Here is a 15,323-nt window from a genome sequence, read left to right as displayed (position 1 = left end):
TTCCTCTTCTTCAAAAGATAAAGCTTGAATTAAGCCTTTGTCCCTTTTACGACTATCGTCAATTCTATATCATCATTAACATATTTATCACCCAAATTATCAAAAAAGGTTCTTGATCCATACTTAACGTTCCATTTGGAGCGATCTATGGTGAATGTTTCACTGTTGAGGATAATGGAATCGCCTTTATGGATTACAGATACTGGAAAGGACACATTATTGGTAGTGTCTTTTAAGGTTAAATTTCCAGATAAAAATGTTTTTCCATTAATGTCTTCAATGTCGGTAATTTTGAATGTTGACACGGGGTGCTTCTCTACATGAAGAAAATCATCACTTTTCAAGTGTTTTTCAAGTTTTGCATTGCGTTCCGAGTCTTTAATCGTTGTCATATCTATAGTAAATGTGCCGCTTTCAATAGTACCATCGTTTATGGTAAATTCACCATGGCTTAGGTCTATGCTTCCGGTATGCGACCCTGTAGGCTTATAACCAGACCACGTAATCGTGGATTCGGAAGGTAAAGCCTTATAAGTTTCTGAATATGTCCTGGCAGCAGTAACGGTTTCGGCTTCCCCTGTTTCAGCCTCCCTGACATTTTTACGGCAGCTAGTGCTAAGAATAGTTAAAGTAAGAACGATTTGTACTAAAAGCAAATGGTTTTTCATTTTCATATTTTTGTTTTGATCTTATTGTAGTGAAATATTTTATAGCAATCAAGTGTTACTGATCCCAGAAGTTAGGGGTATCCCTGCAGTGGAATATATTAAAAATTTACACGAAAGCTAACATTTGGCGTTATTCCTAAGGATTGGTTTTCTACGGCAGAAATGGTATTATTGTCGTTAAGGAGGTAATACGTGTTTAATATGTTTTTTTGATTTAATACATTCCAAACTGAAGCTCCAATGGAAGCTTTTACCGTTTTTGAAATATCAAAATTATACAATAACGAAAAATCCGTTCTTAGATAGTCTTTTAAGTTATTACTGTTCGGCGTATCGTATATTATTTCGCGATCCGTAGAACTATCATTAACACCTAAATAATGTGTTGTCGGTCTACCTGTATGCCAATTAATACCAAGCGCTAATTTTATGTCCTTATAGGTATAAACGCCACCGAAGCTCATATTATGTCTTACATCGGCGTTATTGGGAAATGGTTTACCTCCGTTTAATGTGGAAAAGGTATAGTCATTTTTGCTTAACGTATAACTTAACCAAGTACTAAAAATGGCGTCGAACTGTTTATTGAAAAGGAGATCAATTCCTGTGATACGATAACTGCCGGTATCATAAACAAATTGGTATTGATTTTGAAATCCTTGACTCCTACTGGTAATACCATCTACTTTTTTAATGAATCCTTCTGCACTTATCAAAAATTGGTTTTTGGTATAGTGAAGCCCCAGAGAAACTTGCTTGCTTCTCAGGATGGGAACGGGAAATACGGTAACGTTATTGTTGACCGTCACTTCGGTATTATTGTTCGATAAGACCCAACGCCTTTTTTCAATACCTAAAAAATCGTTTTGTAAATCGATAATCTGAGATGTCGTCTGACTTTTTAACTCACCTAAAATTTCAAGCCTTAAGTAATTTAAAAAACGTTGGCTAAAGCTTAAACGCGGTTCCACCAATAGCTTATCAAATTTTGCAAAGTAGTTAAGTCGGGTACCAAAATTTAATTTGGTTTTGGCATTATTGGATAAAAACCCACCCTCACCGTAAATCGAATGACTCCTTACAACCTCTTTGATATAACTTCTAAATACAGGGTTGTTAACGTCCTCCAGATTGCTAATGCCAACCTCGGTAAATTGATAGCCTGAGCTGAAATTAAAGTTTTGATTATGCTTATAATTAATATCCAATTTTACCGAACTGTCATACACTTCGTTTTCCTGAACTAATCTCTGGTTATTAATAATGTCAAAATTAGTGGCATCGAGGTCGTAATTGGAAACGTATAATTGTACACTGGTAGACCATTTGGTATTCCAGTCTCTAAGGTACATCAAACTCGTTGCTAAATTTTGTTGGGAGAGTTTACTATTTAAGGCCTCATTTCTGTCATTACTTGTGGATTGTTCATCATAATCCAAAGAATTATTGACAACCAGAACATTGAAGCGCAGTTTATCCTTAGGGCCAATATCATATAACAATTTTGCCGTAACATCATAAAAAAAGAAATTTTCGTTTTTAGAAATGAAGGCGTCGTTGTTTTGGTTTAAATCGGAATCCTGGAACACTCTTTTAAAATATTGATCGTAGGTTGGAGTAACCAATAAGTCGGTAAGCGAACGCCTTGTGGACAATTGTAATTCTGTTTTACTTGACAATGGAATTTTAGCAAAACCATCGGCATTAATCAAATTGAATCCCAGACCAGCATCAAATTTTTGGTCTATTGTATTTGAAAGTTGCATATCTATTATGCTTGAAACGCCATCGCCATATTTCGCAGAAGTCCCATTCTTGGATACGTTAACCGATTTCGTAGTATATGGATTGAAAGCCGAAATTAATCCAAAGAAATGGCCGGATTGGTACATTTTAATGCCATCCCAGAGCAATAAATTTTGATCATGGGTACCTCCTCTCACATTAATGTTTGAGACGGATTCGTCCACACTAAAAATTCCAGGCAGTGCCTGGATGGTTTGGAGCACATCGGGCTCAATTAGCCCCGGTAATATGCCAAAAGTTTCAGGTTTTATAGTAAGGCTTCCGTCATTGAGTTTGGTTAAACCGGAGGTTAGATAATTTACAACGACAACTTCTTCCAATTGTTGGGTTATAAAATTTGAATCATTACTCAGGGTTTCGGAAGTAACAACAATAAAACGGTTATCCAGTAACTTAAAATTCAATGGAGTCTTTGTACTAATAAAGTTCAGTATATCTACCAAAGTAAAGTCCCTATCCGGTAAGACAAGCGATAGGTCTTTTAGGGTTTCATCCACATATGAAAATTTAACGTTATACAGGTCTTCTAAGGTCTTTAAAATTGTAGTAAGACTGAGTTTTTCTTTTTGAACCGTTTGGGCTGTGGTAAGAAAAATGTTCAAAAAAAATAAGACAATAAAAACGGAAAATATACCTTTTCTAGTCACCCCTTAAGATAATGGAATTATTTTCTTTACTATACGTTAAGTGTAAAGGTAAGGTAATAGATTGTAATGCAACATCTATATTGTCATGAGAAAAACCACCTGTAAATAATTGAGTGCTGTCAACACCCAAAAGTGTAAAATCAACATGGTATTGTCGTTCAAATTCGGCAATAACAACTTTGTAAGGAATACTGTTAAAAAGGCTTTCATTATTTAGCCACGAAGGTGTTGTGAGGTTTTCTTTTTCTTTAGCAATAATTTCCCCATCTATAATTAAAAAACTGTCACCAGGTCTTAATTTAGTTTCATGAGATTTATAGGTAACCCCAACTAAACCTTCGTAGCATATAACTTCAAAATAATTATTTCTTTGTTTGACATTAAACTGGGTGCCATACACCGTTACGGATCCGGATGCTGTTAGTACATTAAATGAGGAACCTTTTGAAACCTTAAAAAAGGCTTCTCCTTTTAGTTCAACATCACGTACTTTTTTCCAATTTTTTTTATTGAATACCAGTGTAGATTTTGCATTAAGTATAACATGAGATGCATCAGGCAATTCTACCATCGATTTTTCTGCAATATCAGTTGAAATGGTCGTATCTAATGTCGTCGTATAATAGTAAAGACTAAAACAAATAGCCAATACAGCCGCAACACGCATTATTGGTTTTAACCAGTGCATCCGTGGTTTCTGTGGTTCCCTTCTAATGTTGGTTAAAACATGATGTAACTCTTCAGAAACCTCATAATCATCAGCTTTAAACCTTTGTAGATGCGTGTTTAACCTCACTAAATCATCATGGTCTTCAAGTGCTTTAAATGCTTGAAGTTCCTGATCGTTTAGGTTGTTATCTAACCATTTTGATATGAGTTTTTCTCGATTCATCATTTCTGTATTCAACTATATAACACTTAGTTTTAATTTTTTCCTACCCTTATTTTAAAAAAATTTAAAATTCAAGTTTCAAAATATAAGTTTTGAGTCTTGAATCTATATTTCCTTTATATCCTTCCTTAACTTTTCTAAGGCCCCATAAATTCTTTTTTCGACTGCCTTAGTGGATATTTCCAGGAGCTCTGCAATTTCCTTAAATCGTTTACCTTCAACACGGTTCATCATAAAAGCGACACGCTGCGGTTCCGTTAAATTTTCCAGGGCTCTTTGTAATTTTTCGCTATACTCCTTCTCTTGCATTAAAAATTCAGGATTTTCATTAGTATGCCTTTTCGGCTTATTCTGCTGATGTTTCAGGACCACTTTTTGGTGTGCTGCTTCATTTAGCATTAAATTATTTGCAGTGGTAAACACAAAGCTTTTTGCTTTATCCGGTGTGACTTTTGCACAATTTTGCCACAACTTTATAAAAGCTTCCTGAACCTTGTCCTTAGGGTTTAAACGATCTCCAAATTTGTAATATAAAAAATCGTGCAGGTCTTTGGAATAGGTATTGAAAATGGATGAAAAAATATGTTCCTCACAAATGTTGTCATGCAGTGGTTTTGCCATGGGTTTTGGTAGTTGGTGCCTCTAAAATAAGGCTTTTTGGAATTTAGGTTTTGCAATTTTTCATATTTTTTTTTGTAGGAGGGTAGGAATTTTTGAAGTTATGCTGTTTTATCAATAAAATGCTATGTTGAACCCAAAATTAAATATCATGAAAACAAAAATCAAATTCTTAATCCTGCTTCCTTTTTTTGCCCTCTTAATGTTTACTTCATGTCAGGATGAAGTAACCGAAATTACAAACCCCAATGAAACTGAAGCACTTGTTGCCGATTCTAATTTAACTGCTTTGGTTAGTGCTACTTCACAACGGGATGGTTCTAAAGACAATATAATTGATAAAGCGAGTTGTTTGTCAATAGAACTTCCTGTTACGGTGGTGGTCAATAATCTTGAAATTAGTATTGATTCAGAAGAAGACTTTAAAACTATTGAAGCTATTTTTGATGAATTCGAGGATGATAATGATCATTTGGAAATAATATTTCCCATTACCATAATTACCGAAAACCATGAAGAGATAGTTATTGAAAATGCAGCTCATTTAGAAGAATTTGTGGCCAGTTGTAAGGGTGAAAACGAGACAGATGACGATATAGAGTGTGTAGATTTTAAATATCCGATTTCATTTTCAGTTTATGATAGAAACTTCCAGGTTATAGATGTTGTTTCTATTGAAAGTGACAGGCAATTGCACCGTTTCATAGAACGCGTTATTGACGCCGAAGTATTGGCCAGTTTAAATTTCCCGGTGACTATGGTACTTGCCGATGGAACACAAATTGTAGTTCACAATAATTTGGAGTTGGAACAAACCATAGAAGAAGCCAAAGATACATGTGACGAAGATGATGATAATGATTATGGAGATGATGACTTTACTAAAGAGCGCTTGGATAACCTGTTGATGTCATGTCCATGGGTGGTTCATGAATTTGAAAGAGACGCTGTGAGTTTGGCGGATAATTACTTTGAATATGTAATGGTATTTAAAGCTGAAAATGTGGTTAAAGTTCGAAAAAGAAATGGTGATATTTTGACAGGAACCTGGACAACCAGAGTAGGAGATAGAGGCGCTTTAATTAAATTAGAATTCGACACCTTAGTAGATTTTACATTGGAATGGTTTGTATACGATATAGAACATGGAAGAATTAAATTGTATCAGGCTGGTGGTAACCGAATTATCCTAAAGAAAAACTGTGATATTACTTTTGATGTAACTAAGGAACGTGTTCTTAATTATTTGCAAGAATGTTTATGGAGAGTAACCCGTTTGCGTATTGATGGTGTGGATAATGAAAAAGATTATATCGGTACCCCTTTAAAATTCTTCCCGGATAATGTAGTTAAAATACGTGTTAACGGAGAATTTGTTCAAGGAACATATGACGTTTTGGCATTCAATACTGGATTTGTACTTCAAATACAATTGGAAGGAAGACCGAACTTACAACTGGAATGGCTCATTACATTCCTTGAACCCGGATTGATAAAACTTGAAAGTTTAGGTAACCCGGACAATAAAATGGTTTTGGAAAGACATTGCCCAAATACGGATGATGATTTGAATTATGTAGATGATATTTTAATAAGTAGTGATTGGGAAGTGGCTAGGTATTTCATAGTGGAAGGAGAATTGGAAAAGGATAACGACTTTTATATGTACACCTTAAGCTTTTATGAATCAGGCAGGGTAAAAGTTACAGATCCAAATAACGGCACCTTTGGCGGATCATGGTTATCTTACAGAAAGTCGGGATTAAACTTGGGGTTGTATTTCGCGGATAATGCGCCATTTAGTGCATTAAACCACAGATGGAAACTAGTTGAAATAACAGAAGGTAGAATTGAATTGAAAGATTTGGATTCCAACGGTGAAGTAGAACGTATTTTGGTTCTCGAAAAGAAAGTATAATTATGTTTTGGTTAAAAAAGGAAGACTTCATAAATCGATTTTAACTAGGTTAGTTAGCTAGGTAATCCTTTTTGGGCTGTCAATGATAAATTGACAGCTTTTTTTTTCTTTATAATATCAGGTTTCAATTATATGCTTCAATTCATTAACTTTGCACTTCCTAAAATTTAGAGAACACATGTTTAGTAATTTAAGTGACAAATTAGATAAAGCCTTACACGTTCTTAAAGGCCATGGGAGCATTACTGAGGTAAATGTAGCAGAGACTTTAAAAGAAGTAAGGCGAGCCCTTTTAGATGCTGATGTTAATTTTAAAATAGCAAAGGAATTTACCAATAGCGTAAAAGAAAAAGCACTTGGACAAAATGTGTTAAAGTCTTTACAGCCTGGTCAATTATTAGTTAAAATAGTAAAGGACGAGTTAACTGAACTTATGGGAGGTGAAGCTGTGGATGTTAACCTTACGGGATCACCAAGCGTTATTTTAATGTCTGGTCTCCAAGGTTCTGGTAAAACAACCTTTTCCGGTAAACTTGCCTATTATCTTAAAAATAAAAAAACGAAGAAACCCTTATTAGTCGCATGTGATGTATACCGTCCGGCTGCAATTGACCAATTACATATTGTAGGGGATCAAATTAATGTCGATGTCTTTAGTGATAAAGGTAACAATGATCCTGTTGCCATAGCAAAAGCAGGGATAGCTCATGCTAAAGCCAATGGGTTTAATGTGGTTATTATTGATACCGCTGGCCGATTGGCAGTAGATGAGGTCATGATGACTGAAATTTCTAATATTCATAAGGCCATACATCCTGAAGAAACGCTCTTTGTTGTGGATTCTATGACTGGTCAAGATGCGGTGAATACGGCAAAGGCATTTAACGATGTATTGAATTTTGATGGGGTAATCCTAACCAAATTGGATGGGGATACAAGAGGTGGTGCAGCCATATCCATTAAATCGGTGGTCCATAAACCCATTAAGTTTATTGGTACTGGTGAAAAAATGGAGGCCATAGATGTTTTCCACCCGTCCCGTATGGCCGATCGTATCTTAGGCATGGGGGATGTTGTGTCTTTAGTGGAACGTGCACAGGAGCAATTTGATGAACAAGAGGCAAGAAAACTTCAAAAGAAAATAGCTAAAAATCAATTTGGTTTTGATGATTTCCTAAAACAAATTCAGCAGATAAAGAAAATGGGAAATATGAAAGACCTCATTGGAATGATTCCCGGTGCCGGAAAAATGATGAAGGATATCGATATTGATGATGACGCGTTTAAAGGAATTGAAGCCATTATTCATTCTATGACACCAAAAGAACGTTCTAATCCATCCATTCTCAATGCCAGCAGAAAAAGGAGAATCGGGAAGGGATCCGGAACTTCAGTGCAGGAAGTCAATCAACTGTTAAAGCAGTTCACTCAAATGAGTAAAATGATGAAGATGATGCAAGGTGGAGGTGGTAGAAAGATGATGCAGATGATGAAAAATATGCGTTAATTGTTACATCTTAAAAGTGTCATGCCAAGTGCAGTCAAAGGATCTTAAACGTAATATACCTATATAAACCATGACCATACTAGACGGGAATAAAATCAGTAAAGATATTAAGGATGAAATAGCCGAGGAAGTCATTCAAATTAAATCCAAAGGAGAGAAAGTACCTCATTTGGCAGCAGTTTTGGTTGGGACCGATGGGGCCAGTATGACTTATGTGAATTCGAAGGTGAAGGATTGTGAAATGGTTGGTTTTGGTTCTACTTTAATTGATTTACCCGAAGAAACAACGGAAGAAAAGTTATTGGAAATTATTCAGGATCTGAATACAAATGATGATATTGATGGCTTTATCGTCCAATTACCGTTGCCTAAACATATCAATGAGCAAAAGGTGTTAATGGCTATTAATCCAGATAAAGATGTCGATGGCTTTCACCCAGTGAATGTTGGAAAAATGACTTTAGATTTACCTGCCTTTATATCAGCAACTCCGTTTGGCATTTTGGAGCTGTTGGAACGATATCAAATACAAACTTCAGGTAAGCATGTTGTAGTGATAGGAAGAAGCCATATAGTAGGACGCCCCATGAGTATTTTGATGAGTCAAAAAAGGAAGGCTGGGAATGCAACTGTAACGATTGCGCATAGTAGGACTACAAATTTAGAGAACCTTACCAGGCAAGCAGATATTATTATTGCAGCCTTAGGTATTCCGGAGTTTTTAACGGGAGATATGGTTAAAGACGGAGTTACTATTGTTGACGTGGGTATTACCCGCATTCCTGACGAAACAAAAAAGCGGGGCTACCGTTTAGCTGGCGATGTCCATTTTGAAAGTGTAAGTCCCAAAGCAGCGTATATTACTCCGGTTCCTGGGGGCGTTGGGCCTATGACCAGAGCCATGTTGCTTAAAAACACCTTGTTGGCAAGAAAAAGGCGTAATTAGCCAGTTGTATTGAAGGGGGTTTGGGATGTTGATTTAAGTTTGGAATTATTTGGTGAATAATTGATTAATATCCTTAAAGGCCTTAAACTCTAAAGCGTTTCCTGATGGATCATAAAAAAACATAGTGGCTTGTTCGCCAACCATGCCCTTAAAACGAATATAGGGTTCAATAATAAAGGTCACGTTTTTGTTTTTTAAGTGTTTTGCCAAGCCATGAAATTTATCCCAAGGTAATATAACTCCAAAATGCGGTACTGGGACATCTTTCCCGTCTACAGGATTCGTATGTAACTCTGAGTGTTCAGATTTAGGTTTGTAATGGATAACTACTTGATGACCAAAAAAATTAAAGTCCACCCAACTAGTACTGCTCCTACCTGCCTCACAACCAAGAATTTCCTGATAGAACTTACGGCTGATTTCTATATTGTTAACCGGAATTGCCAGATGGAAAGGGCTGATTTTGTTTTTCATTTTTCTAAAAGTTTAAAATTTAGAGGGTTTAAATGTTTTGGATGATAATTTCAAAAGATCGTTCAAAGTGGTTAATTCTTTTTGGGTCAATTCTCTATATGTTCCCATAGGAGTATCCAGTACTATGTTCATTATTCTAGTACGTCTTAATGCGATGACATCATAGCTCAAATAGTCACACATTCGCCTAATCTGTCTGTTTAGGCCTTGGGTTAAAATGATTTTGAAGTGGAACCTGTCTATTTTTTCGACCTTGCAAGGTTTTGTGGTTTGTCCTAGTTCTTTTAGATAAATCCCTTTGGACATTCGTTCAATAAAAGTCTGGGAAATGGGTTTATCTACCTGTACCACATATTCTTTTTCATGATTGTTACTGGCCCGAAGAATTTTATTTACGATATCACCATCGTCAGTGAGCAAAATAAGTCCTTCACTAAGCTTGTCTAATCGGCCCACCGGAAAAATGCGCTTGGGATAATTGATGTAATCTATGATATTGTCTTTTTCCACTTGGGTATCTGTGGTGCAAACAATGCCTACAGGTTTATTAAAGGCAAGATAAACAAAGCCTTTTTTAGCTTTTTCAACCGTTTTTCCATCAATAGCAACTTCATCGGTGGGCGCAATTTTAGTGCCTTTTTCTGGAATTTTGCCATTAACAGTAACACGACCTGCTTCAATAAGCTTATCGGCCTCACGTCGTGAACAGTAGCCAATCTCACTTAAAAACTTATTAATTCGTTTTAATGCTTTTTCCATAGTACAAAAATACAATAATCTAGTCGGCAATAAATTCTAAAATGTGCTGGTCAACCGCTTCAGATTTTAAACTGTGGTCTAAATTTTCCGTTGTGATTAGCTTAACATTAGGGTAGAAGGCCTGGTATTCCAATGCATCGCGATACGGAATAATATGATCTTCTGGATCGTGAATAATCAGACCCCTAGTTTTTATGGCTTTAGTAAATTTAGCGGCATGATAATATTCGGGCGAATGTCCAAAATGCTGCAGGTAAAAGGCTTTTAACGCGTTGGTAACGATGGTATTAAATCCCATCATTTTTGTGTAGCGTTTAATAACATCTTCTAGATTAGATGGTGCTCCTAGTAAAACAATTTTTTTTAATAAAGGGACCTGATATTTATATTGAAAGAATATTGTGGCCATTCCCCCAAATGAGTGTGCTATGATTGCTTGGACATTAAACTTATAAGTTACAACCTTTAGGTATTCAGAGTAGTCAATAATATTGAAGGATTTGCTTCCAGATTTACCGTGACCCGGAGCATCAACCGCAACTATATTATGGTTCTTTAATCTTAACCTGTTAATTAATGCTTCCCATCTAAAGGCATTGCTTTCCCACCCATGAACCAATAAAATGGTCTCATGGATTCCGGGCCATCTGTAGGTCATTATGGAGGTTCCATTAAAAAAGACTTCCTCTTGAAATGCAGTATTTAAAAAATCATGAGCTTCTTGGGTGTGTTTGCCTTTTCTTGGTTTAGAAAACAGTGAAATGGCCAGGCGAGCAGCGTCATTTGGTGCAATATAGCCGAGGAGGTTAATATATAATCCAATGCATTTTGCTACAACCAATTTCATTCATTTTCTCTATTAACCAATTCCATGCTAAAAGCAGGCAGACATATAGCAATATACTCACAGGCTTCATTAAATGGATTTGAGTATTGAACCCGGGTATCTTTTTGAACTTTAATGGATTGGCCAGCTTCCAAAATAACTGTATCGCCATCAATTATAAATTGTTTTTTTCCTTTAATAATAAATGTATACTCATCAAATTCAGGTCTTTGAAACGGTTCTTGCCAACCGGCGGGTGCTATCATGTGGGCAATACTTATTTTCGAATTAACATCACTTAACAGGCCAAAGTGCTCTTTAATAAGTTTACCATCACTTGTTGGAATAATAATTGGGTTGTCTTGAATTTGGTATTTTTTCATTCTTAATCTTTTAAGGGCTTTCGCTTTATCGTACCGCCTTTAATATCCTTAACTATGCCCATTACCAAAAATGCTTTTTTATCAATTTTATCAATTTCAGTTTTAAGTTTGGATATCTCAAGTCGGGTCATTACCGTATAAATAATGTCTTTGGTGAAGGAGGTCTTACCGGCTCCATAGCCTCCCTTTCCGGAATAGATGGTACAGGCCCGTTGTAATTTTTCAATGATCATTAACCGAATGGCTTCATGCTTTTCGGAAATTATGGTTACCCCAACATATTCTTCAACGCCATCAACAACAAAGTCAACCGTTTTAGAGGCAGCCAAATAGGTAAGGATAGCATATAATGCAACCTCTATGGACAGGATATAGGCACCAAAAGAAAATATAATGATATTTATCAATAATAAAACATCTCCAACCGTTAATGACAATTTTCTACTTAAGTAAATAGCCAATACCTCTGTACCATCAATAACACTTCCGCCTCGCATGGACATCCCTATGCCAAGACCTAAAAAGAAACCCCCAAAAACAGCAATAAGAAGTTTGTCCTCTGTTATTATTGGATATTCCACGTAATGCACTACAATAGCCAAAAACAGAATGGCTATTATGCTACGAATGGCAAATCTTAGGTTTATGGTTTTGGACGCCAACAATATAAAAGGGAGGTTGATGATAACGAGTAAGAACTCCAGTTTAATATGAGTAATATTCTCTATTAACAGGGAAATCCCTGTGGCACCGCCATCTATAAATCTATTGGGTAACAAAAATCCTTTTAAGCCAAATCCAGCTGAAAAGATACCAATGGTTATAAAAATATATTTTTTTATGGTGTGCGCCAATTCAACCTGAAGGTTCCTGACTACAGGCACAATCTCCCTCTTTCTAACAGGTTGGTTAGGACGTTTATGCGCTATTCTTTTGCGGGCAATATCGACCAATATTTTAGAAAGAAACGGATTCATTTATTACCTATTTATTTGTTGTTCCAGTTTACGAAAAAATATTTGATTTTTGCGTTATCCGGAATGTGGGTGGCTTCTATATTTAATTTTCTATCAAACCTTAGATTGGCTGGCAATTCTTTTTTATCGATGGTGAAAGCGGCATTAATTGTATTAACAGATACGACTATTGAATTTATCAAATTATTAATTCTGGTAATTTTATAGGCATCAGCAATATCTTTAAAAGTACTTAAAGTGGATATGTTTTCTTTAGTCTTATATCTGGAATCCATGATTTGTACATTACTAATAACCGAAGTTGAATCGGAAAATATTCTCGGTGAAAGCACTAACAGTTTATTGCCTTGTTTATCAAAGATTTCAATAGCCTTGATATTACTGGAAAGGGCATTATCACTATCAAAATGTGATATGGAATCATTGCTAAAAATCATCTTTAAATCCTTAACTTGGGTTGAATCCGTTAAGTGACCAACATGATATTTGCCAATCTCAAAATCCTTTGTTTCATAGTTGCAGCTGGTGGCATAAATGGCTATTAGAAGGCTTAAAAGTAGTCTGTTCATTAATTTTTTGATTTATTTGAAGGTTTATATATAGATTAATTTTTCATCATTTTTGTTAATATCCCGAACACACTTCTAATAAATGTGGCACTGGTCAAAACTTTAACAACGGGATGCATTCTCGTACTCCTTCTATATGTTGAAGTGCTTTTTTTCGATGCCGATTTTATCATTGCTTCCCGTTCTTTCTGTGCTTTTTCCCTGGCTTCTTTAGCCTCTGCACGTTCTATTTTTTCATTTAACATCTCATAGGCACTTTCCCTGTCAATAGTGTCATTATATTTTGCCACCAATTTAGATTGGGAAAGTAACTCACTTAATTCGGTATCGGATAACACATCCATTCTACTCATAGGGGCACGCATCATGGTGGCGGACAGAGGCGTGGGACGTCCCTTTTCATCTAAAGCTGAGACCAAAGCCTCGCCAATACCCAGTGATGTCAAAACCGCTGTGGTATCGTAAAATTCGGAATCCGGATAGTTTTGGGCAGTGAGTTTTATGGCTTTTCTATCGTTGGCAGTGAACGCCCGAAGGGCATGTTGTATTTTAAGTCCTAATTGGCCTAAAACCGCTTCGGGAATATCAGAGGGGTTTTGTGTTACAAAGTATAGGCCCACACCTTTGCTCCTAATTAATTTTACTATACTTTCAATTTGATTTAATAAAGGCTTGGAGGCCTCGTTAAAAATTAAATGGGCCTCATCTATAAACAGAACAAGTTCCGGTCTATCACTATCGCCTTGTTCCGGGAAAGTAGAATAAATTTCTCCCAATAAGCTCAACATGAAGGTGGAAAATAATTTAGGCCGATCCTGGATATCAGTTAACCTTAAGATGTTAATATACCCCCGGCCATCTTCGTCAATTCTCAAGAGGTCATCAACCTCAAACGACGTTTCTCCAAAAAATAAATCGGCACCCTGTTGTTCCAATTCAATAATTTTTCTTAGAATGGCTCCCGTTGATGCTGTAGATATTCTGCCATAGGTCCGGGAAAATTCCTCTTTACCTTCATTGGTAGCATAATGCAGGATTTTTTTAAAATCCTTTAAATCCAATACAGGTAATTTATGGTCATCACAATATTGAAAAAGAACAGCAACAACACCAGTTTGAGCGTCCGATAAGTCTAAAATCCTTGATAGGAGAACCGGACCAAATTCACTCACTGTAGCTCTTAGGCGCACACCATCCTGTTCGGATAGCGTTAAAATTTCAACAGGAAAGTCCTTCGCTTCAAATGGAAGGCCTATCTTTTCATGGCGTTCATCAATTTTTGGATGTCCGGGACTTGGCTTGGACAGACCGCTTAGGTCACCTTTAATGTCCATCAATAAAACAGGGATACCTTTATCACTGAGATGTTCAGCTAATATTTGTAATGATTTGGTTTTCCCCGTGCCTGTAGCCCCTGCTATTAAGCCATGGCGATTCATGGTTTTCAAGGGAATCTTTACATGGGCCCCGGTTATCGTTTCACCGTTTAACATGGCTGCTCCAATGGGGATAAAATCACCTTTAGTAGTATAGCCTTCAGTGATATGTTTAAAAAAAGTTTCCTTTTTGCTCATACGTGCGATATTTTGCTAAAAATAACCATTATACGACAATTCAAATGAACAAGATATATAAAATCTTTTGAACATTTCCCTTGCAAATGCGTTATCTTTGCCAACGATGAAAAAAGAGATACAGCAATTGGTGGATCGAGGAGAAATGCTACCCTTAATGGAGGAATTTTATACCATACAGGGGGAGGGCTACCATAAGGGGACAGCAGCTTATTTTGTGCGGATTGGTGGCTGTGATGTAGGGTGCCACTGGTGTGATGTAAAGGAAAGTTGGAATGCCGATTTACATCCTCCAACTCGCACCACGGAGATCGTACACCATGCAAAACAATACAGTGATACGGTTGTGGTAACTGGTGGCGAACCCTTAACTTGGGATATGGCACCCTTAACGGGATTACTTAAAGCAGAAGGGATGCAGGTGCACGTCGAAACCTCGGGAGCCTATAAGTTAACAGGAACTTGGGATTGGATTTGTTTATCGCCAAAAAAATTAAAACTTCCAACCCCGGAGATATATGATAAAGCAGATGAGCTAAAAGTTATTGTTTATAACAGGGCCGATTTCATATTTGCCGAAGAGCAGGCAGCCAAGGTAAATAAAAACTGCATTTTATATTTACAGCCCGAATGGAGTAGAAGGGAAAAGGTCATTCCGGACATCGTAGATTATGTGATGAAAAACCCAAAATGGAAAGTGTCCTTACAAACCCATAAATATTTAAATATCCCATAAAAATAAAGGCTAAAAAGAAATTT

15 protein-coding genes are annotated in these 15,323 nt (G+C 36.4%); 4 read left to right on the top strand and 11 right to left on the bottom strand.

Annotated features, from left to right (window positions below):
- Positions 1 to 29: 29 nt before the first annotated feature.
- From MR054_RS10750 to MR054_RS10735, 4 genes are all read right to left on the bottom strand, one after another.
- Entirely contained in the window at positions 30 to 668 is a 639-nt protein-coding gene (locus MR054_RS10750; RefSeq protein WP_242157860.1) for a YceI family protein, read from the bottom strand.
- Positions 669 to 766: 98 nt separating this feature from the next.
- A complete protein-coding gene (locus tag MR054_RS10745) occupies positions 767 to 3,076 on the bottom strand; it encodes a TonB-dependent receptor plug domain-containing protein (RefSeq protein WP_242157859.1) in 2,310 nt (769 codons plus the stop codon).
- A gap of 37 nt (positions 3,077 to 3,113) precedes the next feature.
- Positions 3,114 to 4,016: a FecR family protein gene (locus MR054_RS10740; RefSeq protein WP_242157858.1), complete on the bottom strand. Its 903-nt coding sequence runs from the start codon at positions 4,014 to 4,016 to the stop codon at positions 3,114 to 3,116.
- Positions 4,017 to 4,118: 102 nt separating this feature from the next.
- Positions 4,119 to 4,634 carry an RNA polymerase sigma factor gene (locus tag MR054_RS10735; RefSeq protein WP_242157857.1) on the bottom strand — a complete coding sequence of 172 codons (516 nt, stop codon included), beginning with the start codon at positions 4,632 to 4,634 and terminating at the stop codon, positions 4,119 to 4,121.
- Between the two features lie 148 nt (positions 4,635 to 4,782).
- Between MR054_RS10735 and MR054_RS10730 the strand changes: the two genes are divergently transcribed.
- From MR054_RS10730 to folD, 3 genes are all read left to right on the top strand, one after another.
- Positions 4,783 to 6,549 (top strand): hypothetical protein, encoded by a 1,767-nt coding sequence (locus MR054_RS10730; RefSeq protein ID WP_242157856.1) that lies wholly within the window; start codon positions 4,783 to 4,785, stop codon positions 6,547 to 6,549.
- Between the two features lie 178 nt (positions 6,550 to 6,727).
- Positions 6,728 to 8,056 carry a signal recognition particle protein gene (gene ffh / locus MR054_RS10725; RefSeq protein WP_242157855.1) on the top strand — a complete coding sequence of 443 codons (1,329 nt, stop codon included), beginning with the start codon at positions 6,728 to 6,730 and terminating at the stop codon, positions 8,054 to 8,056.
- A 70-nt stretch (positions 8,057 to 8,126) separates the two neighbouring features.
- Positions 8,127 to 9,002, top strand: coding sequence for a bifunctional methylenetetrahydrofolate dehydrogenase/methenyltetrahydrofolate cyclohydrolase FolD (gene folD / locus MR054_RS10720; protein ID WP_242157854.1), 876 nt, complete (start codon positions 8,127 to 8,129; stop codon positions 9,000 to 9,002).
- A 45-nt stretch (positions 9,003 to 9,047) separates the two neighbouring features.
- Here the strand turns inward: folD and MR054_RS10715 are convergent, their stop codons facing one another.
- The 7 genes from MR054_RS10715 to MR054_RS10685 are packed head-to-tail and all read right to left on the bottom strand — an operon-like array spanning position 9,048 to position 14,564.
- The gene (locus MR054_RS10715; protein ID WP_242157853.1) at positions 9,048 to 9,476 is read right to left on the bottom strand and encodes a VOC family protein; all 429 of its coding nucleotides are present in this window, start codon (positions 9,474 to 9,476) and stop codon (positions 9,048 to 9,050) included.
- A 12-nt stretch (positions 9,477 to 9,488) separates the two neighbouring features.
- Positions 9,489 to 10,235 (bottom strand): pseudouridine synthase, encoded by a 747-nt coding sequence (locus MR054_RS10710; protein WP_242157852.1) that lies wholly within the window; start codon positions 10,233 to 10,235, stop codon positions 9,489 to 9,491.
- A 19-nt stretch (positions 10,236 to 10,254) separates the two neighbouring features.
- Complete coding sequence (locus tag MR054_RS10705; RefSeq protein WP_242157851.1) at positions 10,255 to 11,082, bottom strand: alpha/beta hydrolase; 828 nt, start codon at positions 11,080 to 11,082, stop codon at positions 10,255 to 10,257.
- Positions 11,079 to 11,444 carry a cupin domain-containing protein gene (locus tag MR054_RS10700; protein ID WP_242157850.1) on the bottom strand — a complete coding sequence of 122 codons (366 nt, stop codon included), beginning with the start codon at positions 11,442 to 11,444 and terminating at the stop codon, positions 11,079 to 11,081. The genes MR054_RS10705 and MR054_RS10700 overlap by 4 nt, the downstream gene beginning before the upstream one ends.
- Positions 11,445 to 11,446: 2 nt before the next feature.
- Positions 11,447 to 12,421: a YitT family protein gene (locus MR054_RS10695; RefSeq protein WP_242157849.1), complete on the bottom strand. Its 975-nt coding sequence runs from the start codon at positions 12,419 to 12,421 to the stop codon at positions 11,447 to 11,449.
- Between the two features lie 11 nt (positions 12,422 to 12,432).
- Positions 12,433 to 12,990 carry a hypothetical protein gene (locus tag MR054_RS10690; RefSeq protein WP_242157848.1) on the bottom strand — a complete coding sequence of 186 codons (558 nt, stop codon included), beginning with the start codon at positions 12,988 to 12,990 and terminating at the stop codon, positions 12,433 to 12,435.
- Between the two features lie 35 nt (positions 12,991 to 13,025).
- Positions 13,026 to 14,564: a helicase HerA-like domain-containing protein gene (locus MR054_RS10685; RefSeq protein ID WP_242157847.1), complete on the bottom strand. Its 1,539-nt coding sequence runs from the start codon at positions 14,562 to 14,564 to the stop codon at positions 13,026 to 13,028.
- A 106-nt stretch (positions 14,565 to 14,670) separates the two neighbouring features.
- On the opposite strand from MR054_RS10685, the gene MR054_RS10680 reads away from it, so the two are divergent.
- Complete coding sequence (locus MR054_RS10680) at positions 14,671 to 15,300, top strand: 7-carboxy-7-deazaguanine synthase QueE (RefSeq protein ID WP_242085318.1); 630 nt, start codon at positions 14,671 to 14,673, stop codon at positions 15,298 to 15,300.
- Positions 15,301 to 15,323: the final 23 nt, after the last annotated feature.

Source organism: Aestuariivivens sediminis (assembly GCF_022662105.1).
GTDB lineage: Bacteria > Bacteroidota > Bacteroidia > Flavobacteriales > Flavobacteriaceae > Aestuariivivens > Aestuariivivens sediminis.
Note: the sequence above shows the minus strand (reverse complement) of the source record. Positions and strands in the feature narration are given on the sequence as shown.